We start from the raw sequence: 22402 nt of genomic DNA, 5'->3' as shown, positions 1-22402 counted from the left end.
CTTCATCCGACGCGAGCGTCCTCCGATTGCTCGCGGCGTGCGTTGTCCAGCAGGTCGCGCCACGATGTGACGTCCGGCCTGCGGCGCAACAGCGCACGGCGCTCGCGTTCGGTCATCCCGCCCCAGACGCCGAACTCGATTCTGTTGTCGAGCGCCTCGGCGAGGCACTCGGTGCGCACCGGGCATGCCACGCATACCAGTTTGGCCTTGCGTTGTTCCGCCCCGCGTACAAAGAGCTCGTCTGGATCGTCACCGCGGCAAGCCGCGTTGACGCGCCAGTCCTGCGGTTTGGGTTGCGAATACATCTCCCCCAGCTCCTACCGTCGTGTCCATTGCCCGAAGCCCCCCGGCTCCAGCTGCCTGTCGTGACAAGATTGACGACGTTCGAACGCCCCCGGTTCCACCCCTTCGTTGACTACTTCGCACACAGGGCGCTCTGATGTCAATGCGATTGACGTAGCGTAGCCAGCGACTCTAACGGGTCACTCGGTACCCTGGCCTTCGTGCGTTTCACCAACGGCGTGTTCAAGATGCTCAGCCTGTGCCTGCTGGCGGGCGTCCTGGTAGCCGGAATCATGTTTCCGGTGGTCGGGGCACTCGGCGTGGCGTCGAACAGGGCCAGTGACACCATCGACAGCGCACAGGCGGAAATGGTCGAAGTGCCGCCTGCCTTGATCACTTCCATGGTCGCGTCGAACGGCCAGCGGATCGCCACGCTGTACGACCAGTACCGCATCCCGGTGGCGGCCGAGCAGATCTCGCCGATCATGAAGGAAGCGTTGATCTCCATCGAGGATCGGCGGTTCTACGAACACCACGGCGTGGACTGGAAAGGCACAACGCGTGCCGCTCTGAGCACGAGCGGTGGCAACCAGCAAGGTGGTTCCACACTCACGCAGCAATACGTGAAGAACTATCTGATCAATGTGGTGTACCGGAACAACAAGAGCGAGCAGCAAAAGGCTCAGGAACCCACCATCGCGCGAAAGCTGCGCGAGGCGCGGATCGCCTTGCAGCTCGAGCAGAAGATGTCGAAGGAAGCCATCATCACCGGCTACCTGAACGTGGTCGAGTTCTCCAACTCGATCTACGGCATCGGCGCGGCCGCGCAGACGTACTTCAACACCACGCCGGACAAGCTGACCGTGCCGCAGGCCGCGATGCTCGCCGGGATGGTCCAGAACCCGTCGTTGTTCAACCCGTGGCGGTTCGCCCCGAAGGCGCTGGAACGACGCAACGTCGTGATCGACACGATGATCGAGACGGGCAGGCTGACCAGGGCAGACGGCGATGCCGCGAAGGCCAGCCCGCTCGGCGTGGCCGAGGAGCCGGTCAAGCCGGCGAAGAACTGCACCGGTGCCGGTCCGGAGGCGGGGTTCTTCTGCCAGTACGTGGTGGAGTACCTGGAGAAGCTGGGCTTCACCCAGGACCAGCTGGCCATCGGCGGCTACACGATCAAGACGAGCCTCGACCTGAACGCCACCTCGCTGGCCAAGAAGGCCACGATGGACGAGGTGCCGAAGACGACAGAGGGCATCGCGAACGTGATGGCCATCGTCAAGCCGGGCAAGGAGAAACACCAGGTGCTCGCGCTGGTGTCCAACCGGGACTACGGCACGGACGCCGCGAAGGGCCAGACGACGTACCCGCAGCCGTACGGCATCGAGAACAAGTTCGGCACCGGCTCGATCTACAAGATCTTCACCGCGGCCGCGGCGCTGGAAAAGGGCCTCGGCATCAACAGCGTCATCGACACGCCGAACTCCTACACGTCCCGCCTGTTCATCGGCGGCAACCCGAAGAACTGCCCGCGCACGGAGAACCCGCGCGACGGCCGGGACACCTCCTGGTACTGCTTGAGCAACTCCGGCGACCACTACCCCGACCGGATGACGCTGCAGCAGGCGCTGGCGATGTCGCCGAACACCGGCTTCGTGAAGCTGGAGGAGATGCTCGGCAGCACCGACCCGGTCGTGGACATGCTGACCCGCCTCGGCATGCGCGACACCATGGCGTCGAACATGAACGGCAAGCCGGCCAAGCCGGGCGAGGAGACCCAGGCGCAGCACTTCAAGAGCAAGCCGGGCTACCCGGGCAACGCCGCGCTGACGCTCGGCCCGAGCCCGTTGAGCCCGCTTGAGCTGGCGAACGTGGCCGCGACGCTGATGAGCGGCGGCGTGTGGTGCCCGCCGTCGCCGATCGTCGAGATCATCGACCGCAACGGCAACCCGGTCGACATGAAAGGCAAAGAGGCGCCTTGCGAGCAGGCCGTGGCCGAGCCACTGGCCAACACCCTGGTGACGGGCCTGAGCAAGGACCGCGAGCCCGGCGGAACCGCGTACAACGCCGGACGCCGCGCGGGCTGGACCCGCCCGATGATGGGCAAGACCGGCACGACCCAGGAATTCAAGTCGGCAGGCTTCGTCGGCGCGACCCCGCAGTACGCGGGAGCAGTGCAAACCTTCAACGACGGTCCTCGCCCGAGGCCGATCCGCGACACGGATCCGCCATCGTTCTCGAACACCGGAAACATCTACGGCGGCAAGGTGCCGGCACAAACCTGGTTCGCGGCGATGAAACCGTTGCACGGCAACGAACCTGAGCTCCCACTGCCACCGGTCGACCAGAGGTACGTCGACGGTGGCCCGGAGATCAGGGTGCCTGACGTGGTCGGCAAGACCGAGCAGGAAGCGACGAACATCCTGCAGGGCGCGGGTTACCAGGTCAGCGTGGTGCAACGGGACGACAGCAGGAAACGTGGAACCGTTGTCGGCCAAACGCCTCGAGGCACCAAGCTGCCCGGCGGCACGATCACGATCTACGTGTCCACAGGCGTCGCACCGGTGCAACACGACACCACAACCAACCCGCCGCCTTCGTCAGGCGGCGCACCACCCAGCGGTGGTGAAGGCGGCGGAGGCGGGGGCGATCCCGGCGGCGGCGATCCCGGTGGGGGCGGCGGAGGCGGGGGCGGCGACCCCGGCGGCGGATAACGGAACAAAGAAGCCCGCAGGCTATGTGCCTGCGGGCCTCTATGTATGGAACGGGCTTCGAGCAGCAAAGCCTGCGGCGAACGTTCGTCAAGATTCCGCAGAATCGCTAATGCGGACTGAAGAACGGACGCCACGCGAACTGCGGCACAGCTTCGTGTCGCTCCTGTCGGATGACGGCATGTCGGTTGAGCAGACCTGGTGCCTGGTGCGGCACTGCGGAACATCGGTAAGCGAGGCTGTCTACTGTCCCCAGATCAGGCCAGTGGCCGAGGATGGGGCGGACAGCCTTTTCGCGGTAGCTCGTCCTCAGGACTCCGACGAGAATTACAAGAATTCGGCGTAAGGGACAATATGAAGACCGGCTTGTCTGGCCGGGTTTTCCCCGGAATGGATGGTGCGGCCATGTGTGCCGATGACTCGTAGCGAGAGGCCCTGCAAGGGGCGATCCCGTACCTGCTTGAGTTGCGAGCGGTAGCTGGCGACTGGCGACAAGAGCGCAAGGCGATGAGGGACCTGCACAGGTACTACCGGAACATCGGCGCTCCGTACTCCTCGACGTACGCGGACGCGATCGTCTGAGACGGTCCGAAGGCTTAGTCACTCACTTAGTTCACACAGAACGAAATTAGGGCCTGTCCACACTGCCGTGGACAGGCCCTAACCTGCGTCGGGGTGGCGGGATTCGAACCCACGACCTCTTCGTCCCGAACAAAGTCCACTGTTGTCGTCGACCTCGACGTTTACGCAAACGCCCAGGTCAGAGGCGTCGGTCAGCGTTGGTTTGCGGAGGTGTCTGGGCAGGTGGATCGGAGAGTCTTCTCCCGGATTTCTCCCATGAGTGGGCCTCGTGAGTCGGTGCGGGTCGGCGACCTCTCCGAGATGAACGACAAGAGCGGCAGCTGGCCCGTCCCAAGGAGCGCGGTGATTCAAGCTCCGACGGCTTGCACAGAAGCGGACCGTGAACACGCACTCGGTGGTCATCGGATGCTGCTAGCCAGGTGCGGCAGCTCGTGCGGCGTTTCTGATGTTGCGCCGGGTCGTGGTACCCGCCCCATACGTCACGATCATCCGTCCGAGTCAGCGGGGTCTGACAACGCACGTGCACGGTCACGTTCGCTCTCGCTGCCTGCGGAGTCTTCACACGAAGCATAGAGCTCTGCGGCCCACTGCCACGCTGAGCTCGGATTACGTAGGTAGAACCGGCGTCGCGAATCATTACGCGGCAAAGGCGTCAGCAGGCCGACCGCTACTAGGGCCATTAGCGGCTGCTGCAGGTTGCTGACCGTCACGTCCAGGGCTCGTGCGAGGTCGGTCAGGCAGACGATCCCGTCGCTTGAGTCAGCGACCGCGAGCATCAGTTCGAGCCGGTAGCGCTGACCAAACGCAGCCCGGGAGAGTTCCCGGAGCCTGGTCAAACGATCTTCCGACACACATCAATGGTACGGCTTACCCATTACGGATATCCCGTAAGATGTAACGTGGCGAGAGGTGGACTATGAGTGACCGATCCGCGATTGAGTGGACTGAGGCGACGTGGAATCCGACGACTGGTTGCGACCGCGTCTCGGCTGGCTGCGACAACTGCTACGCGTTGGCATTGGCCAAGCGGCTTAAAGCGATGGGCGCTGAGAAGTATCAGACTGACGGTGATCCTCGGACCTCGGGTCCTGGCTTCGGCGTTTCCCTGCACGAAGCCACGCTTAAGCAGCCGTACCGCTGGCGTAATCCACGCGTCGTCTTCGTCAACTCCATGAGCGATCTCTTCCATGCCAAGGTTCCGGTGAGCTTCGTCCGGCGGGTGTTCGAGGTGATCGCCGACACACCGCAGCACACGTATCAAGTACTCACAAAAAGAGCCACTCGCCTACGGAAGTTGGCTGACCAACTCGACTGGCCGGCCAACCTGTGGATGGGCGTCAGCGTCGAAAGTTCCTCCCAGCTTGGCCGCGTCGATGAGCTCCGTGCGGTCCCGGCCGCGGTGCGCTTCTTGTCGTGCGAACCACTGCTTGGCCCGCTGACGGGCCTTGAGTTGAACGGCATTGGATGGGTGATCACGGGCGGTGAGTCCGGGCCAGACGCACGGCCTGTGGATCCTGCCTGGGTGCGGGACATCCGGGACGCATGCCAGGATGCGCGAGTGCCGTTCTTCCATAAGCAGTGGGGTGGACGCACGCCCAAGTCGGGAGGGCGTGAACTTGACGGCCGGATTTGGAATGAGATGCCGATAGCGGCTACAGCATGACGACGTGTCCGGCCCGAATGATTGTGAGTTTGCGCAGCTTCTCCGCCTTGTTACGTGGCTGAACGACCTTCTCGTCAGCTAGCCGGTCCCAGGCGCGGCGCAGGTGCTTTTCACGTGCCAGCCCAAGAGTCGTGCCGTATATTTGGTCGAATTGACTTTGGACAGATACTGTCGGCTGCCGGGCAATTAGTTGCCGAATATTGGCTGTCACTACGTCGGTCCATGCCGTTTCAAGCTGTTGCTCGACCGTCCTTGCATCCTTCTCGGAAACCTCGACTACGAAGTCGCTGCCAAACAGGTCAGGCTGCGTTTGTTGCTTGGCAAGTTCTTCCGCCAGATCGACCTGTCGGAAGTGTGACCGCCAATCGCCGTTCGCCCCGGAGGCTGCATCATTGAATTGGTAAGGCGCAGCTGGATGGCGGTAGAACAGAATCATCAGAAATAGTGGCGTGTGACCGGGTCGCCGACTGATGGGTACGGCAAAGGATCGAAACCCCGTTGTTTTTTCAACTCTCTGGCAGAATTCGGATGCGACTTTCCGCGCCGCCGCGGCTGCGGACCCACGAAACCCGGAGGCCCGAGCTTGCCGAAAGCTGTCGCGCCACCACCGGCCGCCGAGGAAGTTGTCAACTCGCTCAAGTGTTGCTGATCGGCCGGAAGTTGTGCGTTCGTCATCGGTTTCTTCACCGGACAGAAATCCGCCGATTCGCCAGACCATTTCAAGGTTCAAGTTCAGCAGCACCTCGGTCTTGAGGTCGCCGCGATTCATGAGCCGCTTGACCATTTGTTGATACGGGAGCGCGGTGCCGAACGGATCCAAAAAGGCGAGCAGGGGTGAATCGCCTGTAAGGCTGAGCGCGTCGTCGAGGCGGTGTTCGACGTCACCTTGCATTACCTCGTATTTCAGTGTCGCTGGTGCCTCCATTGACAACACTTGGCGGAGGTTGTTCGCATACGTGGCGTCGCGTTCGATGAAGATGCAATGCAGGTCTCGCGACCACTTCGCGACGGTGCTTGCATTCTGTACGGCTAGCAACGGAGAGCCGGGCGCGCCGATGGCTTCGCCCGGCTCTGGCTCGTAGCGACCAGGGCCGGCGTAACCGTCCAGGTAAACGACACGGCCGCCAGTGCTGGTGGACCCGGTCATCGTGGCGAACACTGGCGGGTATCGAGTGAGAATTCCGTGTTTGAGCACGGCGGCGGCCTGCTTTTTCTGGAAGAAGTCGTCATGTGCCGTCATGTCGCCTGCGGCTCCCGCTTCGGTTCCGGACAGCAATGCTCAATCAGACTGACAGAAGTGCAGGGAGGCGTCGTCGCCTGCATGGGTGACTTGGCCGCAGCATAGGGCGCAGGGCCTCTTCGCCGCTTACGTGGAGCAGGACCGGTCTGTGGTAGCAAGGCGAGCAGTGACGCGTCCGCTCACCATGGCTCGTACGCAGTGAGTGGCCCCCTGGGTCTCGGGGTTGAAATCCAGGGGCCTTGACCGGTGCGGTTCCGCGGAAGGCAGCACATCGGCCCGAGTACCGGCTACCCACGCAATGGTTGACCAATCGCCTGTTACGCCTGCTCTCCACGGGCTGGGACAGAGCGGTGTTCAGCTTCGGCGATGAGGGCGAGGATGCGTTGCTGCAGGTGCTCGCGTCCCGCCTTGTCGTGTCAGCACGTATTCGGCACAGCATGGCAGTCAGCACCTCTTCCCTGCTGGGTTCTTCCCTTCACGCCTTTAGTGGGAACGCATTGGGAACCGGGGTATCACTGCCAAGGGGACGTGACATCTCAACCTGGTTCACTCAGCGCCTGGTTGACTAAGGTCATCAAGGTGGACGTTGCCTGGTGCCGAGAGCGCCTGATGCGCTTGAGAAAAGCAGTTGATGGGATTGACGACGGGCGTGGGAGCTTCGGTGGGACCGAGAGGGAGTGGGATGAATTCCATCGGAGCCAACCTGTTGCGGTAGCTATCTTGAAAACTCTCGACCCGGGTGATGGCTCGTTGTCGTGGGAGGCCGCTAACACTCCTTGGCAGTGGCGCGCTGTGCTTGAGAAAGCCATGGGCTACCTGGACGATCGCCGCGAACTGGCCCAGGCTCTGGCGCCTGATGCGCCTTCCTTGTCAGCAAGCGAGTTTCATCGTTGGGTGTGGGAACCGGCTCGGCCTTTGTGGGAGATCGGACAGTTTCGGCAGGCACTACTTACCGCATGGACATCGATTAATGCTCATTTGCAGGCAAAGGTAGGCCGACGAGACATAAGCGATGACAGACTGCTTCAGGAATGCTTGAACGAACGGGACCCGGTTCCTGGTAAGCTGAAACTTCGGGTTCCTGGAGATCCTGCCGATCAGACAGTGCAGAGCTTGCAACGCGGAACTCTGCAAATGGCGTTGGGATGCGTCTGGGCGATCCGCAACCCGTCCGCCCATCTGGCTGCGCATGATGCTGGTGAACTGGACGAACAGATAGCCTTTGAACAGATGGCGGCACTAAGCGCGTTGGCCCGCCTGTTGGACAGCTGTACGGTCATGACCACCGCTGACGGCACAGCAGGGGGACGTGCGACGCATTCGACTCCCGCCGAGCGCCCGGCGGGCGAGTGACGGACTCGAACCCGCGACTTCCTGGACCACAACCAGGTCTACTACCGTCCCTGACCTCGATCGCCAGGTAAAAGGCCAGGTGAGATCCGGTGGTCTGTGTTGGTTTACCAGAGGCGTCCAAGTAAGTCTGTCGGGAGTTCTTCTCCCAGATTTCTCCCCAACAGGTGTCGCGGATAACAACGGAACTCCTGGTAGGACGGTGGCTTCAGCAACCGACCGAACTACCAGGAGTTCCTCCATGAGCAGCGCAGACACGCCGAGCAAGATCAATTAATCCGGGATCAGGTTCAGGAACAGGCAGGCTCTTAGTATCTGACTATGCCCCCGATGCCGGCGTCGCCCGCGAAGTTGCGACGCTGACACCAGATGTCGAATACTGTCCCTGCCTGCAAGCGGGCAAGGTTCTTAAAGCTGCCATCGCCCGGGTTGATGAATACCCTGGGAGGGATGAATCCACCGGTCCGGGTGTTCCTGACTATGCACGACTCCCCACCACTGGCGTGGTTGTTGATGGCGACTTGGACGGTGGTAGTACGTGCCGTGAAATAACCATACGGGTGGCACCTCGTTAGGCGCACGGCCCCAAGGCAGATGAAATCAGCGAGCGGGTCGGAGGCTCGCGCGGCCCGCGTTGTGGGAGTGTCCGATGGTGCAGGTGCAGGTGCCGCTGATGCGACGACCGGGGTCAACAGAAGCATACAAGCCGTTAGGAACGGTATCGCCAACCGTGTAACACACGTTTTTGTGGCCATGTTTGGGGTTCTCCTCTCAAGGAGCAGGCCGGATGCGATCTCAGTACGCATTGACTTCCACTCGTCGTGCCAGACGAAAGCAGCGAAAATGCTGCAATAACCAAATCTATGAAGATTGACAGCCCTTGAAGCCAAGTTATATGTCGCCAGCAACCGACATAAGGGGCCAGTTCACTGGCTTCCTGCTGGTCGGTGACGGAGCAAGATCATGGTTTCGCGTCAGTAGCGATCGGGTCTATGTCGAGGGCTTTTACTTCGCGGACGGGGACGCTCACCTGGGTGCTTGGGCGGCCACGACCGCCGGCGAGGTTCTTGTCGGGCCAGCTGCCGCGGCGTATCTCGGTGTGGCAATGCGCGAGGCGTTTAGGCGAGTCGTGACACGGCGTACTGGTTCTGCAGGCGTCCTCATCACCCAGCCGCAAGACCGATTTCGTCTTCTCCGTCACGGACCACCCGCCGAAGCCACGGTGGACACATGGCCTGGCGATGCAGCCTGTGCGGAGGCGGAATTCGCACAGATCCAGGTCTACCACCACGTTGTCCCCTGTTGCCCGACATTTCGCCGGGCGCAGTTGGGACCGCGCTACGGGGGTTCCACGGGCGTGTTCGCCTGTGGGCGGTCCATGGTTAGAACATCACCGCAGGTTCTTTCGCGGAGCCAGATTGTGAGAATCTTGCCGTGAACACAGCGGCCTGCTAGCTCGGCGGTGCCCTGTGGTGGCACCGGAATCCACGGGCCGAAGTAATCCGGCGGAACGGAGCAGCGCACGACCAGTTGCAGCTCGACCGGCTGGTCCCCGTGGTTCGTGCAGATCGATCGCACTGTCGTGTCGGTCTTTGTAGTGCTGCAGGTCACCCGCAGTACGGCCGGTGCCTCGGCTGAGGCTGGGGATCCGACGCTGAGCAGCGTAACCGCAGTCAGGAGAGTGCGGGTGAGCCGTCGCATTGGTTCCCTTCCTTTCTTCCGGTCTTCCGGCGAACATCCACCCGATCTGTGTCGATCGGCTGACAGGGAGGAAAGGATGAAAGCCGCATGAGCCCAGCGCGCTCGCGGAACCTTGCCAGCTTCGTGTGATGGCGCGCGCCTCCGACGACGGCGCCACTGCGCTAGCAGAGCGCGGACCTCCGCCTCTCGCCCTACCATAGGAATGGGAGATAGCTTCGATTGAAATCGACGACCGTGTGGGTGTCCCCGTCGAACCACGCCTACACGACGGCGTACTGGCATGCAGCGTGGTCTGTGACCACGGCCGAACGGCCACGTCGCTCCTTGATTCGATCAGGGACCCACCCAGCCCGAGCACGAATCCGGCCAGAAGTCTATTTCCTCGCACACGCGGAACTCCCTGACGCGGTTGAAGATCGCGTTCCCGCACCCGCCCGCATGCCCGTTGCCGTCAAACACCCTGTGGGTGCCGGTGGTGGTTTCGGACTCGCCGTAGACGCGGTTGGCGTCATCCTCCATGTCGCAGACCTCCACCCACCTGCCGTCGGAGGAGGCGTAATCGTGGCCATCCCACGCCCGCCCCGGGATGGCCACGTCGGCCGAACTCGGGGGCGCCAGCGCCACGATGGTCGTCGTCGCAACTCCCACTGTGCCCCAAGTTCGTCGACTCGGTACACGACGCTTCCATGAGGTTGCCACTTAGAACCGACTGGATCGCCTGACAAGACCATGGCTGAGAATGACGGAGCTGGGGCCGAATCCCCTCCGTACACGCTGGAGAAAGCCGAGACCGGGATCCTGGCTGGACGTTAATGCAGCGAACGTCATGGATCCCGATCACCGTCTGTTTACGACGCCATGCCTATCAGGCACCTCTCCGGTTACGAAGAGCGATGGACGCGGCTGACCGGCTTACTCAGCACCCGCGTTCGTACCAGGCCCTCGTAATATTCCAACTGCTCCCGAGTTCCGTAGTGCCAGGACTTACACACCTCGTCCACGTTTCACCGTGGCGATTGACGATGCGGATCTGTACCCACCCGGGGCCGCAGTGGGTGTAGTAGGCGTAAAAGCCCGACTCCCAGAAGCCGCACACCATCAACTTTGGATCGGTTGTGATTGTTCCTCGGTGGGTAGCCGTCTCCGTAGATATCGCAACATTCGGCTCAGCGTACGCGACCGGAGAAGCGACTCCTCCGACTATGAATGCGCCAGTAAGAGCCAGCGCGACAGCGGTCGCACGCACTCGTTGGACTGTCATGACAATATCTTTCTCTTGTTGGCGATATGGAGCATTACATCGACCCTACGGGGCGAACAGTGGAAATAGTTCACGCGACCCGGAAGTTTGTGAGAATTTTAGAGGCGGAGCATGCCGCCAGCTCCCGGAGACGGAACGAACGGCGGAAATAGCAATCCCAGAGAATTGCAGCAGCCATAGTGAATGATTTCCCAAACGCCTCCTGATCAGTGGACGAAACAGGAAGTTCAGGCCCTGGGGACGCGGTGACCGCACAGAAATCTTCCCGCAAGGTTTGACAAGCTCATTGTCCATGCTTGACCAGAGAGATGATCACGCATTTCTGTTGATTGGCCTGGTTCCTCTCAAACTTTGCCCCCGTTGCACTACCCTTCGTGACGGAGTAATTACTCTACATCTGCGGCTTATCCACAGGAAGGACCAGGACCGGCGAGCTCGTGTCAATGACCAGAACGAGTCACACAGCAATCTAGCCCGAGATCGAGCGAGACACTGCCCTGAGTCAGGTGCTACGTGCCAACCGACTCGCTTGGCGCGCGGTCGGCGCCGGATATCTCTGGGACTCCGTCGGGCACGCGGTCCTCTACAGGGCTGGGCGGAGCGTCGGCAAGAGTGGATTGGTCCTGAAGCCATTGATCATTCCAGCGGTTGTGCGATACCGCCGCCCATTACCTGGGTGCCGACATGGAACTCGACCGCCGCGGCGCCGAATGACGGCTACTTCCTCGCCATCCCGGCCGATAACGCGAGCGCCGCCGCCGTTCACTGGAACGGCGCGCCAAATCCCTGGTGTGGCTTGACGTGCCCGCTCGCGCAACCGTTCCGATGCTTCGTGGACGTCCCTGGCCGCACTACGCCGTTCGTGTTCGAACATGCGTTCGATCGTCAATCGTTGGGCTTGGCACTCGCAAGTCGCGCCACCCGCGCGGGGGAGCCCGCAGTTGGACGTCACGTCCCCACTCAGCATGTTTTCGGCCACGGCCATACAGGCGCCGCCTGCTGTTCGTAGCCCTGGAAGAACGCTTCCCACTGACCGGCGTCGGCAAGGTCGTCGAGGTCCACCAGCTTGCCGAAATCCAGAATCGGCTGCGCCGCCTGCATGTTCTCCACATCGAACGGCACCGGGAACGTCTCTCGCGTCCCGGCACATCTCACTAGAACGGCTCTGACCTGCACCCACGTACCAGCCCGTCTCACTGGTTACATCCAATTACCTACTGCATAGCGGACTTGCAGCTACCGCAAAAGCTACCGGTCGAATCCACTTTTACCAGTCAACAAGATGTGGATTGGTCTAGTGCAGACGGGGTGCCAAGCGCGGGCCACGCTCTCGGGACGTACGTTGACGCGATCTGCACGGAGGCAGATGTCCACGGTGCAAAGGTGATCAGGTCGCCGTACTCGCGTCGTTGATGGAGCTGGCGGTGCCACCCGCCTTGCTACGCCAGTAGGCGAGGTTGCCGCGGGTGGCGAGGAGATCGGGGTGCTCAGAGCCGAGGTACCGGGCTGCGGTGGTGTGCAGATGTTCGAAGTAGGCGATTGCCTGGGCAAGCTGCCCGGCATGGCCAAGGCTCCTTCCCGCATGGAACAGCACTGGGTGGCCGCCGAGGTCGGGAGCGGAGTTCCACAGATGTGAGTCGGTGGTGGCGTGCAGTGCCGTGGTGTTGGCACGTAGCGCGACGGCCAGATCGGTGTCGCGTTCAATTTCAGGCCAGACCTCCATTAGCGCATTGCCTGCGGTCCACGCCAACCGCTTTGCCAGGTTGGTGGGGGTGGCATCGCGGGTGACGCGTTGGACCAGGGCGGCGTGCACGCGGATTGCACGTTGGGGTTGGGTGGTGTCCAGGGTGATCAGGCTGAGCCGGTGTAGGCAGCCCAAGGCGTCCCCGGCCGTTTCCGGGTCGACCGTTTCTCCGGTGCGTGCGAATCGGTCGTGGAGGGTTGCGTGTCGGAATTGGTAGATGGGTCCGACTGTGCGTAGTAGGTGGCGTGTGTGGGCGTCTTCGAGGAAGTGACTGAGTCGTAGGGGGTGTGGTTGGTGTTCGCTAGGGGATAGTTTCCGGTGGAGACTGGGACTGCCTTTTCAGCGCGTCCTCCAACTTGGCTTGTGCGTTGGCCAACCCCTCTTTGGACACGTCATGTGGAGCGTTGCTGTAGGCGATATAGCTATCCTTAGCGGTGACATTTTCGGCTCGCAGTGCGAACGCAACAAGAGTGCTCCACTGTTTTCGATGGCCTAGCTTGACATCGATCACAGCGCGGTACTCACGAGTCGCAAGAACGAAGCCAGGGAGAGGCGCTCCAAATTCGATAAGGCGAACCTCGGCGGTTCGGCCAGGGATAGCGAAGACTGCTGGTAACTGAGTTTCCTCCCCTTGCCGGGGGTCAACCCGGGTCCGTGAAGATCTCCACGGGAGGGGGAGTGTTAGGCCCGCTCCCGGAATCCGGAGCCGCAGATTTTGCACCACTAGTGGGGCGGCGCCAGTGTTGTGCAACACCAAGGGAATCCGCAGGAGAACCAACTCGGGCTGGTTAAACGCTGCGAACGAATATGGTTCAAACGATCGCAACTTCCCGCGGCGCGCGTTGAGCCACCAAAAGGACCCCACGGCGAACAGAAGCGCACAGGCTGCAACAACTACTGTTGGAGTCAGCGAGTTCAGCCAGAAGCTCATGCCTGGACATATCGACACGCGCGTACATCGTTACTGAGGACGGCCGCCTGGCCGTGCGGTTACATCAAGGCGGAGCTGTCACTGTCACACCTGTAACTCTGTCACTCTAGGGCTACTGACCAGGGCAAACGTAAGTGACAGGATGATTGACAGCCAACGTGCGTAGTCGCTCTGGCGGCCGTCATGCTCGCCTGGAAGGAAACGGGGCGATCCCCAGCGATCACGCCCTGAGATGGCCGACTCGGTAGGGGAGGGCTACCTAGCGTCGTCTCCTGTTTGTGGTGTCACACGGTTGGCGGACGTGCCACTCGCGAGCGTGCCAGTACTTTTCGTATTGGACCGATCACTTTTTGTGGAACGGAGATCCAATGAGCCCCTCCGCTGACGCGTCCGCCGCAGGTAGGGCCCGTGGACCTGTGATCCTGTGACTTCCAGCGGTACTGTTCCCGTTCCTGCCTCGGCCGGCTCAGATCATAGGAACTGTCCTAGTCGTCGTGACCGTGGCAGCAGGTGCACTCGCATGGATAAGCAACATCAGCGGTACTGGTGTTCTGCTAGCGCTCCAGCGACCGATTCCAGTGTTCACCGGAGTCATGCTGACTGCGTTCACAGTTGCCGCTGCCGCGATTCCTCGTGCTGTCTATGCTTGGCTTCAGCGCGCCAGTTGGTTCAGTGCCAGCCTAGAGCAAGGTCTCATAAATTTTCTGCTCTGTTGTGGGGGCGCACTTCCCTTTGCTCGCTTCCGTCATTGTCAACCTGGTCTTGACTGCTGGGCCGACCCAATCCGCCTTTGCTCTCGTGGCTCTCGTGGCCGCCTTTCTCTGGATCATCCACGAAATGTTTCGCGCGAGAAGGATCTACGAACTGGCTTAACCGCGCTACGCTCGTTGGTCCTCGCTGTCTGCCCGAGTAGAGGGAGAGGACTACCCGACGTCGTCCGCGCAAACATGCCGACGCAAGGGCGCAACAGGGCCAGGGGAGGCCTCACCTGCTGGTTCAGGTTCTTCGATCCCTCCCCGTAACACGTGGATGATCAGTCTTAGCCAGAAAAGCAAGGAGACCTGGACGGCTAGAATTTCGGCACACGCTCGACAGATACCTCAGATCCCTGCCCGCGGCTGGACAGCACAAGCCGACCCCTTAATCCTGTTTTACACAGCTGAGGGGTCGGTTTGCCTGACGGGGTGTGAGAGCGCCCCTGAGCGGACACCGAATCCGCTCAGAACCGGATAGGCGAAGAGAGGCGGCGGCTGGCGGTTGTGGGGGACGTGACGTGTTGAACCGGAACTGGCTGGTGAGAATGGTGCTCATGCCTGACGACAACGATTCCGGCGTGGATGCCGTGAACGAACGCGTGGATGCGGTTCTGGCTGCCGCGTGGCGCGCGATTCAACACCAGCACTCGGCCGTGCCGGACGCGGCGGTGCGCCTGAGCGTTACCAGCCCGCAGGCACCGTGTGGCGCGGCGACTTGGCGCACAGCCGCCGACGACGGCCGAACGCCGGACATCACGATCGGCACCGAGCATCTGCGGGATGGCGCCGAGGCGGTGTTCACCGCCTTGTTGCATGACGCCGCGCACGGCATCGCTGCCGCCACCATCAAGGGCAAGGACGTCGCTCAGGATGGCCGGACGCACACCGTTCGGTATGCGGTCATCGCCCAGCAGCTCGGCCTGGACGCCGTGGAGATCGGTGATCGCGGCTACGCCGCCACCACGATGACGCCGACGACCCGCACCGCGTACGCAGGCGTGATTGACCAACTGGCCACTGCGCTCGCCCCGCTGCGGTCAACGAGCCCGACCTTCCCGCCCGTAGGGCACAGCGACACCGTCCGCATCACCGTCTATCAGCGGTCTGCGGGTGACGGCAGTTGCTGGATAGGCGTGCATGTCTGTCCACGGTGCGAACCAGACACCGCAGAATCCACGGCGCGTCCGGCGTTCTCGGTCGACGCGACGTGTCCGCGCTGCGGTGGTGCGGGTGAGCTGGAATGGCGCCGGGTGTTCCTGTAAGCCCCTTGACCTCAGTGGCAAATCCGCCTCCGACGTCCGGCCGGGGGTCATTGAGCTGCACATCGCGCCCGGAAAGCAGTACGCCACCACGTTGCGTGACAAGGCGCGCCTGACGGCGGCTCCGTGTCGCGATCGTTCCCCGGACGCCGCTCGGCGTACTGAGCGGCGTCCCGGGGATGACTACTCGGCCAGGATCGCGGCCGCGAGTGTTCGGAGTTGAGCGGCGATGGGGCTGGGCAGCTCACCGCGTCGTATCGGCGCTTCGCATCGCCACATCAGTTCGGCGATGATGTAGGAGGTGTGAGGGTCGACGGTGGCCAGGTAGAGCGCTGTGCCGCTCGCCCATGCGCCGGTGGCCACGGCCACTTCCTCCCCGTCCCGGCCGATGATCCGGGCGCCACCGCCATCCGTCGGAACCGCACGCCAAACTCCCGGGGTCGCACGGCGCGCCCGCTCGCGCAACCGCTCCGATGCTCGGTGGATGTGGTTGGCCACACCCCGCCGCTCGTAGTCGAACATGCGTTCGATCATGGTTTGTTGGGATTGGGCTCGCAAGCTGCGATACCCGCGCGGGGGAGCTGCGGTCGCACTCAATTCGCCAGACGTCACGTCCCCGTGCCTGAGCGCGGCACAGTGAGCGGATGGAAGACGTGAACGACGACGCCCAACGGTTGCGTGAGCAGTGGCGTGCCGAGCGAATGCGCGCGGCAATCACTCCAGAGTCGCGCGAGGTCGGATGTATGGCGGTGGGGCGTTGGGCGGTATACAGGTCGGGCACAAAAGCTTGCATGGGTCCCATTCTCCGCGCCACCAACCGTGTTGATTCACTGCGAATTCACGTGCTTGCTCTGGGCTTCCACCGGTCACCCGAACCTGATTGGGGCAGTCGGTCAAGTGGTCGTGGTTGTGGTAAGAGCAATCGCACATGACAAGATGTGCAGGCACGCCCTCGCTACTGTCAATGGTGGTTACGCTCACAGGATCGCCTCGCCGGTGCCTTGTGTAACAATCTCGTTTGCCAGCTCGGGGATGTTCATCGCGTCAAGTTCGAAAAGTGCACCGGACCAACGGTTTGTCACGTCCTCGGTGCGTATATGTCGCGCACCTACGGTCATGTAGTAGTCCTGCAATCGCTTATTGGTCCGCCAAACGTCCCATCGAACAATCTTGGCGCCGATCTTTGACGCGTGATTCTGCGTCCAGGAAAGCAGCAACCCGCCAAGGCCTTCCCCTTGTCGAGTAATGCTTGTTGCCATCTTCTCGATATATAGGGCTTTCTCTGCAAGTTCGCGAGGTGTCCAAAAGTCCGGGTCGCCCTCGGTTCGAACGGTGACGGTTCCTATCAGCGTCTCACCATCTCGGAGTACCCATGTTTCACCGCGGTCGATAAAGTTCTCCATCCTTGTTCTAAAAGGGCGCCCAGTATTCCATTGGTCGCTGTTTTGCTCCTGTAGCCACTCGATGCGCTGATTGATGAGCGCCATGACTTCGTCCAGTTCGCCTGGCTTGGCGCGCGACATGTAGTAAGGCTTTGTCACGACACTGAGCCTCCGACGGCTTTTGAGCGCTCGAACAGCATCACATGCTTCGACCCGATCAGGACGTTGACGGTACAGCGGACCGGCTTGTCGTCGATGGTGAATCCTGTGACCCGATGTACGAGAACGGGGTTACCGGGACCAAGCTGTAGACGGTTCACTTCGTCGGGCAATGGCATTCGCGCCTCGACTTCATCGATAGCGCGCACCTGTTCGTATCCGAGGTCTGCCAGTGCCTGATTTGTGCCACGGGGGATGTCAGTTGGGTTGAGGATTTCTGACCCCTTGATCAGGTCGTACGAATAGAAAGAATCATTCAGGTTGAACGGTTCGTCATCGATGTAGCGGATGCGCCGCCGAGCGACGACCAGGTCGCCCTCGTTTAGTCCTAGTCGCTCCGCGACTTTGGCTGGCGGCGGGATGATTTCGACGCTGATGTGCTGCGATGGGGTTCGACCGAGGACAGTCTGGTCTTCCATCCATCGGTCCATCTCCGGACTTGCAGGCTGCTTTCGCCACTCAGCTTGTGGGCGGACGTAGGACAGCTCGTGTGGTCGCACGAAGTAGCCCCGGGGTCGAGCTGGCACGATCAACCCTTCGTTGACCAGCACCTTCAGTCCGTCGCGCACGGTCCCCCGAGTGATGTTGAACTCCTCGCCGAGCTCCTGTTCGGTCGGAAGACGGTCTCCTGGCTTGAGCTCCTCGGTCACGATCTTGGCCCGGTATGTGTCCGCTAGCTGGTGATACATCGCTCTTGCTGACGCCATGCCGACGAGTCTCTCCCGGCCGCGACCCATTGTCTAGTCAATCTGCTCAAAGGGGTTGACACCCCGCAGTGACGAGTGCCACGATCTGCGTATCGTTCATATTGACTAGACAATCTAGTTAGACCAGACCTTGCGAGTGGCGAGTTGGGCAGATCGGTCAAAGCGAGGAGGTGGTTCAACTCCTTGTCTGCTTGATGGGCTTCAGCGTTCCGGCCGGGTGCCCGGCCCTGATATCCCCGGGCATCTTCCAGGCCGCTGGATCTCGAATTCCCTTGTCTCTTAACGGCTTTCGATGACGGCTGCGCCTGTGTTGTTTGAGAACTGCATACGTTCCTGGATTCAGCGACTAGGTATAGGGGCTGACAACGGGGGCAGATCGTACAGCGGACATAGCGTTTGCCGTGTGCGTCAGGTCTGTCCAAACCGGAGGGATACCGCCTGACGTCGATCGGGTTGGTCCTGAAGGTGATTAAGCCTTTCCCTTCCGCACAACGGCTTCAGCCTGTGCGGTCGTGGGTCGATTGCCTGGCTCGTTGTGTGCGCATGGTCCCGGTGGGAAACCGCCGCGACGCGTCTCAACCCGTGCGCCTGTCCGCCGTGGACGTGTCGCAGTTGTTGTTTGACAACGTCAATCCCTCCTAGCTGGGCGAAAAACTAGGGCCGGAGTCTGTAGCTAAGCCGCGAGGTGACCCGCAGCTTCGGTGCCCGTAGCCCTGGAAGAACGGGCGATTATGAACGCAAGCGGGCAAGAAAACGCACATTGCACATTTCGCGCTGGTTCGATCTGCGACCCCACACGCACGGCCGTAGCCGTGGCGACACACCTTGATTGCTTCTCGCAGACCGTGCTGGCGCCGTTGAGTGCCGATCCTCCACAGCCTGTTCGTGACGAGTTTGAGCCTGGGTGTGGAGGTTTCGGGAGCCAACGGTCTCTCTTTGTCCGATCCCGCAACGAGTAGCAGGTAAGGAGTCGCGTGTGGACGCGGAGAACGCGGAGTTTGATCTGTTGACGATTTTGGGTGTCACGCACGGGTTTCCCACGTACGGCAGCCACCAGCAGCACATCTTGGAGTTCCTAACGCAAAGTCCGGTACCGGGCCCGTTCTTCGGATTGCTGGTGACCGCGGCGTGCCGGGAGTGGCTGTTGGAGCTGCATCCCGTGTTGCGGGATGTGCCGGCTCGCCCGGAGTACAGCGACGGCGACTACGCGGCCGTGGACGCGTGGGCGGAACAGCTGGTCAGTCGGATTGGCACCCGCTTGGTGGTTCGGCCGATTCCGCCGGAGCGGCGGGACCGGCGTCCGCTGATCGACCGCGTGTTGGACGTTGCCGAGCCCAGCACGGTGTTTCTGGCCGACCCGACGACACCGGACTGCCCGGATTAGGCCCCGCATGTCGTTGGATGCCGATCCTCCACACCGTCCCCCGAGGGGGTGCGGTGTGGCGGTGTCGGGGGACCAACGGCCACAACGACGTTCACCTTTGACGAAGGAGCTCTTGCCGATGTACGCCGACGATGATGTGTTGCTTGACGAGTACAACGCGGACTTTCTCGCCGATGTCGACTTCGGGCAGGACACCGCGCTGACGCCGTTGGATCCCGAGTTTCACCACCTGGTCAGCAATCCCAGGCTGTCGGCGGAACTGGCGCAGCTGCGGGAGCCGGGCCCGGAACCCACCACCGCGCTGCTGGACGGTTCGGCTCGTGCCCGCCGTGATCGCCGCATCGCGGAGCGCGCGCTCGAGCACGGAGGCGCGCCCGCCGGGCAGGCGCGTGGATCTGGCGAGCGCCGTGACGCTCCGGTGACGACGGAGGCGGCGTGATGTTGGGCCGGGCAGAGTGGGCCGACCTGGGGACGTGGGTCACCACGCCCGGCGGCGGACGTGAGCGGGTTGTCGAGAAACCATTCACCGAGCACGGGTTCACCTATGTGCAGACGACCCGGTGGCCTGTACAGGGTCCGGTCTGACGCGTTGATCGAATTCTTTCGTCCGCGCACGGCGTCATCTGACAGCGCTCGTGTGCCGGGCCGCACCTTTGGTTTCAGGGACAGGCCGACGTGCTGCCTGCGACGCCGTTGAGTGGTGCGGCTAATTGTGCGTTGTCCGCAGTTGTTTCGAAGTGCACTGAAGTCGTTGGGAGGTAAAAGGATGGGGAAGCGTTTACGTGGTGCGATGGTGGGGTTGTGGGTGCTGATCGTCATCGCCGCGGTGCTCGCGGTCATGGTGACGCTCAAGCGCTATGGGGGTGTGGTGTGGTGGTGAGAACCGACCGGCCGTTCCGGCCTGACGATGTCTACGACCGCGACCAGGCCAGTGACGGTGTCTCGCGCTACGGGGCCTATCTGGCACGGCACCGCGGAAAGTTCCTCGACTTTGACGAGCAGCCGACGACCGGCCGCCTGGAGTTCGCCGCCAACGCGTGGCGGGTGGCGAGCTCGCCGATCATGGCCCCGCCCTACGTCAAGTCGAACCCGCGCGTCCAGTCGGCTGAGGTCATGTGGGACGAGTTTGGTCACATGGCGGTGGATGTGGTCATCGGGGCCAAGGGGGCACTGACGTTGCCGCGGGAGTTGCGGTACAAGGCCAGGGGCTGGCAGCGGGATTCGCTGTCGCCTCGCCGCTGGTTTGACCCGCAGGATCCTCAGCACTTGACGGTGTTGCCGATGGTGCTGGTGCGTGTCCCGATCACGCTGGGAGATCTGCCCGAACCGGTGTACCGGGACACCGCGACACCGGAGACGTTGACGGCGAAGGACGCTGTCTGGGAGATCTGCGCCATGCTCAACCGGGTTGTGGCGGGTGTCCTGGATGGACTCGACTAGCCCGGTGATGGTGCCGGACCGGTACGTGGGCACGGTGTATTTGTTGCACTTCGACCGGCCTTACCGGCATGCCCGCCACTACATCGGGTGGGCGAAGGATGTCACGTCCCGGCTGGCGCTGCACCAGACCGGGCAGGGCGCGCGGCTGCTGCAGGTTGTTCGGGCAGCGGGCATCACGTGGACGCTGGCCCGCACCTGGAAGGGCACTCGGTTGCGGGAACGGCAGATCAAGCGCATGGGCGGCGCTGCCCGCCGGTGCCCGTTGTGCGGTGTGCGTCCGCAGCGCGACCGCCGCGCCGTACCGGATGCGGCGTGGGCGACGGCGTACCGGTTGCGTGCGCTGACCGATTTGTGGTGGGAGACCACCGATCCTGTGGAGCGTGACCGGATCGATGCGGAGATCACCGCGTTGACCGAGTCGGCTCCGTGCACGCCGCTGCCGGGTGTCACGTCCCCGTCGCACGGTGAGCTGGCGGCATAACCGCCGCTGTTCCGTAGTCACGGGGCCTGTTTCTCGTGGAGCTCGGCGATCGCGATTCCTGATCGCCGCTGCCACTCCGTCTACTTACCCACGCGCAGCGTGTCTCGGCGCGGCCGGTGATGTCGGCCGCGGCAATGACCAGCTGCCCGCGTGGTGCGTGAGGTCCAGAAAGGACATTGTCATGAACTTTCCCCACCCTGAAGCCGTCAGGAAGTGTCCCCGCGGTTGTGGATTGCTGACCGTGGTGGCGCGTCTCGGTGACGGCCGGACGACTCGGGTGCATTGCGGCACGTGGCGGTCCACCTGCCCCGGGCAGACCGCACAGCCGCCCACGCCTGTGTTCGGTGGCCCGCAACCGATGGCGCTGGCGGCGTGATGTCCCCGCGCATGAGGACGGTCGTGCTGCTGGTCATCGTCGCGGCGTGCATGTGCGCGACCGCGGCGGTGCTGCACGTGGCGGCCCTGATCGGGCCGTGGTGATGGGGCGATGTCGCTGGCGACCAAGGCCGGTGGAGCGCTGTGCGTGGTCGCGCTGATCGGGTATCTGGTCGGCCCGGACGCCGGTACCGGCAATGCCCAGTGCGCCGCGCCGGTTGTGCCCGGTTACGGGGCGGATCAACTGGGCAACGCCGCCACCATCGTCGCGGTCGGCCGGGACATGGATGTGCCCGAGCGCGGGCAGGTGGTCGCGGTGGCGACCGCGATGCAGGAGTCTGGGCTGCGCAACGTGAACTACGGTGACCGTGACTCGCTGGGCCTGTTTCAGCAGCGTCCCAGTATGGGGTGGGGTTCCCCGGCGCAGGTGATGACCCCGACCTACAGCGCCCGGAAGTTCTACGAGCGTCTGCGCGCGGTGGCGGGCTGGCAGCAGATGAGCGTCGCCCGTGCCGCCCAACAGGTCCAACGGTCCGCGTTTCCGACTGCGTATGCCAAGCACGAGAACACCGCGCGGACGATCGTGGACGCCGTGCACCGCGGTTGTGTCACACCATGACCGTCTCACGCGCATGACTGGCACGGCACCACAACACACGTCTCCGCGCCACGCCCCGGCCCGGCGCGGAGGGAAGAAATGTATTGCACACCAACGAGAATGATGGAGGAAGAGTCATGAGGGGTTTTGTTCTGGGAGTGCTGTTCCTGGCTTTCGTGATCCTGTCCGCTACCGCGGTCACCATGAACGAGTACGTGATCGCCGTGGTGATGGGCGTCCTCGCGGCCGTGTGCGCGGTGGCTCTCGCCGGTGGCAAGCCGAAGGAAGACATCGACGAGTACGGCCGCGTGCGCAAGGCCGGCCGCCGCCGGTGACGTCG

General features: G+C 62.5%; 21 protein-coding genes and 1 tRNA gene. 11 read left to right on the top strand and 11 right to left on the bottom strand.

Annotation, left to right across the window (positions count from 1 at the left end; all coding sequences use genetic code 11):
- Positions 1–2 precede the first annotated feature (2 nt).
- A complete protein-coding gene (locus B9C43_RS17955; RefSeq protein ID WP_033391300.1) occupies positions 3–305 on the bottom strand; it encodes a WhiB family transcriptional regulator in 303 nt (100 codons plus the stop codon).
- A 198-nt stretch (positions 306–503) separates the two neighbouring features.
- Between B9C43_RS17955 and B9C43_RS17950 the strand changes: the two genes are divergently transcribed.
- Positions 504–2993, top strand: a complete 2490-nt coding sequence (locus tag B9C43_RS17950; protein WP_084427685.1) for a transglycosylase domain-containing protein — start codon at positions 504–506, stop codon at positions 2991–2993.
- Between the two features lie 665 nt (positions 2994–3658).
- Here the strand turns inward: B9C43_RS17950 and B9C43_RS56720 are convergent.
- Positions 3659–3731 (bottom strand) — tRNA-Pro (locus B9C43_RS56720).
- A gap of 326 nt (positions 3732–4057) precedes the next feature.
- The gene (locus tag B9C43_RS17940; RefSeq protein WP_200825562.1) at positions 4058–4423 is read right to left on the bottom strand and encodes a hypothetical protein; all 366 of its coding nucleotides are present in this window, start codon (positions 4421–4423) and stop codon (positions 4058–4060) included.
- Positions 4424–4488: 65 nt separating this feature from the next.
- Here B9C43_RS17940 and B9C43_RS17935 point away from each other — a divergent pair, with 65 nt between their 5' ends.
- The gene (locus tag B9C43_RS17935) at positions 4489–5235 is read left to right on the top strand and encodes a DUF5131 family protein (RefSeq protein ID WP_084427681.1); all 747 of its coding nucleotides are present in this window, start codon (positions 4489–4491) and stop codon (positions 5233–5235) included.
- Here the strand turns inward: B9C43_RS17935 and tcmP are convergent.
- Positions 5225–6475 carry a three-Cys-motif partner protein TcmP gene (gene tcmP, locus B9C43_RS17930; protein ID WP_084427679.1) on the bottom strand — a complete coding sequence of 417 codons (1251 nt, stop codon included), beginning with the start codon at positions 6473–6475 and terminating at the stop codon, positions 5225–5227. The two genes, B9C43_RS17935 and tcmP, sit on opposite strands and share 11 nt — an antisense overlap.
- 561 nt (positions 6476–7036) lie before the next feature.
- Between tcmP and B9C43_RS17925 the strand changes: the two genes are divergently transcribed.
- Positions 7037–7828, top strand: coding sequence for a TIGR02391 family protein (locus tag B9C43_RS17925; protein WP_160096555.1), 792 nt, complete (start codon positions 7037–7039; stop codon positions 7826–7828).
- 2031 nt (positions 7829–9859) lie between these two features.
- Here the strand turns inward: B9C43_RS17925 and B9C43_RS17915 are convergent.
- The 4 genes from B9C43_RS17915 to B9C43_RS17910 all read right to left on the bottom strand — a co-directional run bounded on the left by B9C43_RS17915 (position 9860) and on the right by B9C43_RS17910 (position 12600).
- A complete protein-coding gene (locus B9C43_RS17915; protein WP_084427674.1) occupies positions 9860–10174 on the bottom strand; it encodes a hypothetical protein in 315 nt (104 codons plus the stop codon).
- A gap of 268 nt (positions 10175–10442) precedes the next feature.
- Positions 10443–10625, bottom strand: a complete 183-nt coding sequence (locus B9C43_RS60105) for a DUF6355 family natural product biosynthesis protein (RefSeq protein ID WP_407657103.1) — start codon at positions 10623–10625, stop codon at positions 10443–10445.
- A gap of 1122 nt (positions 10626–11747) precedes the next feature.
- On the bottom strand, positions 11748–11909 hold the full coding sequence (locus B9C43_RS56715) for a hypothetical protein (protein WP_160096553.1): 162 nt from the start codon (positions 11907–11909) through the stop codon (positions 11748–11750).
- A 265-nt stretch (positions 11910–12174) separates the two neighbouring features.
- Positions 12175–12600: a tetratricopeptide repeat protein gene (locus B9C43_RS17910; protein ID WP_084427672.1), complete on the bottom strand. Its 426-nt coding sequence runs from the start codon at positions 12598–12600 to the stop codon at positions 12175–12177.
- Positions 12601–14771: 2171 nt separating this feature from the next.
- Here B9C43_RS17910 and B9C43_RS17905 point away from each other — a divergent pair.
- Positions 14772–15479, top strand: coding sequence for a hypothetical protein (locus B9C43_RS17905; RefSeq protein WP_143446382.1), 708 nt, complete (start codon positions 14772–14774; stop codon positions 15477–15479).
- A gap of 180 nt (positions 15480–15659) precedes the next feature.
- Here B9C43_RS17905 and B9C43_RS17900 read toward each other — a convergent pair whose 3' ends face one another.
- The 3 genes from B9C43_RS17900 to B9C43_RS17890 all read right to left on the bottom strand — a co-directional run bounded on the left by B9C43_RS17900 (position 15660) and on the right by B9C43_RS17890 (position 17784).
- Positions 15660–15998 carry a hypothetical protein gene (locus B9C43_RS17900; RefSeq protein WP_084427668.1) on the bottom strand — a complete coding sequence of 113 codons (339 nt, stop codon included), beginning with the start codon at positions 15996–15998 and terminating at the stop codon, positions 15660–15662.
- Between the two features lie 455 nt (positions 15999–16453).
- On the bottom strand, positions 16454–17017 hold the full coding sequence (locus B9C43_RS17895; RefSeq protein ID WP_084427666.1) for a GNAT family N-acetyltransferase: 564 nt from the start codon (positions 17015–17017) through the stop codon (positions 16454–16456).
- Complete coding sequence (locus B9C43_RS17890) at positions 17014–17784, bottom strand: GntR family transcriptional regulator (protein ID WP_200825561.1); 771 nt, start codon at positions 17782–17784, stop codon at positions 17014–17016. Before B9C43_RS17890 ends, B9C43_RS17895 begins: the two co-directional genes overlap by 4 nt.
- 976 nt (positions 17785–18760) lie before the next feature.
- Here B9C43_RS17890 and B9C43_RS17885 point away from each other — a divergent pair.
- From B9C43_RS17885 to B9C43_RS55620, 7 genes are all read left to right on the top strand, one after another.
- Positions 18761–19168 (top strand): hypothetical protein, encoded by a 408-nt coding sequence (locus B9C43_RS17885; RefSeq protein WP_084427662.1) that lies wholly within the window; start codon positions 18761–18763, stop codon positions 19166–19168.
- 118 nt (positions 19169–19286) lie between these two features.
- Positions 19287–19607, top strand: coding sequence for a hypothetical protein (locus B9C43_RS17880; RefSeq protein WP_084427660.1), 321 nt, complete (start codon positions 19287–19289; stop codon positions 19605–19607).
- A complete protein-coding gene (locus tag B9C43_RS56710; protein WP_235038665.1) occupies positions 19604–19753 on the top strand; it encodes a hypothetical protein in 150 nt (49 codons plus the stop codon). The genes B9C43_RS17880 and B9C43_RS56710 overlap by 4 nt, the downstream gene beginning before the upstream one ends.
- Positions 19754–20044: 291 nt before the next feature.
- Positions 20045–20608, top strand: coding sequence for a hypothetical protein (locus B9C43_RS17875; protein WP_084427658.1), 564 nt, complete (start codon positions 20045–20047; stop codon positions 20606–20608).
- On the top strand, positions 20595–21089 hold the full coding sequence (locus B9C43_RS57545) for a GIY-YIG nuclease family protein (protein WP_200825560.1): 495 nt from the start codon (positions 20595–20597) through the stop codon (positions 21087–21089). Before B9C43_RS17875 ends, B9C43_RS57545 begins: the two co-directional genes overlap by 14 nt.
- Positions 21090–21576: 487 nt before the next feature.
- A complete protein-coding gene (locus B9C43_RS17865) occupies positions 21577–22083 on the top strand; it encodes a hypothetical protein (RefSeq protein WP_084427656.1) in 507 nt (168 codons plus the stop codon).
- Positions 22084–22199: 116 nt separating this feature from the next.
- On the top strand, positions 22200–22397 hold the full coding sequence (locus tag B9C43_RS55620; protein WP_143446381.1) for a hypothetical protein: 198 nt from the start codon (positions 22200–22202) through the stop codon (positions 22395–22397).
- The last annotated feature ends 5 nt before the right edge of the window (positions 22398–22402 follow it).

The sequence above is a fragment of the Kibdelosporangium aridum genome, from assembly GCF_900176515.1.
Classification (GTDB): Bacteria; Actinomycetota; Actinomycetes; order Mycobacteriales; family Pseudonocardiaceae; genus Kibdelosporangium; species Kibdelosporangium aridum.
The sequence above is the reverse complement of the archived record's forward strand: the minus strand, read 5'-3'. Positions and strand labels throughout refer to the sequence as shown.

Excerpts from the sequence above, each read along its gene's own strand:
- B9C43_RS17955 (WP_033391300.1), bottom strand. The coding sequence starts at position 305 with ATGTATTCGCAACCCAAACCGCAGGACTGGCGCGTCAACGCGGCTTGC.
- B9C43_RS17935 (WP_084427681.1), top strand. The coding sequence starts at position 4,489 with ATGAGTGACCGATCCGCGATTGAGTGGACTGAGGCGACGTGGAATCCG.
- tcmP (WP_084427679.1), bottom strand. The coding sequence starts at position 6,475 with ATGACGGCACATGACGACTTCTTCCAGAAAAAGCAGGCCGCCGCCGTG.
- B9C43_RS60105 (WP_407657103.1), bottom strand. The coding sequence starts at position 10,625 with ATGGTGTGCGGCTTCTGGGAGTCGGGCTTTTACGCCTACTACACCCAC.
- B9C43_RS17905 (WP_143446382.1), top strand. The coding sequence starts at position 14,772 with ATGCCTGACGACAACGATTCCGGCGTGGATGCCGTGAACGAACGCGTG.
- B9C43_RS17900 (WP_084427668.1), bottom strand. The coding sequence starts at position 15,998 with ATGTTCGACTACGAGCGGCGGGGTGTGGCCAACCACATCCACCGAGCA.
- B9C43_RS17890 (WP_200825561.1), bottom strand. The coding sequence starts at position 17,784 with ATGGCGTCAGCAAGAGCGATGTATCACCAGCTAGCGGACACATACCGG.
- B9C43_RS17880 (WP_084427660.1), top strand. The coding sequence starts at position 19,287 with ATGTACGCCGACGATGATGTGTTGCTTGACGAGTACAACGCGGACTTT.
- B9C43_RS57545 (WP_200825560.1), top strand. The coding sequence starts at position 20,595 with ATGGACTCGACTAGCCCGGTGATGGTGCCGGACCGGTACGTGGGCACG.
- B9C43_RS17865 (WP_084427656.1), top strand. The coding sequence starts at position 21,577 with ATGTCGCTGGCGACCAAGGCCGGTGGAGCGCTGTGCGTGGTCGCGCTG.
- B9C43_RS55620 (WP_143446381.1), top strand. The coding sequence starts at position 22,200 with ATGAGGGGTTTTGTTCTGGGAGTGCTGTTCCTGGCTTTCGTGATCCTG.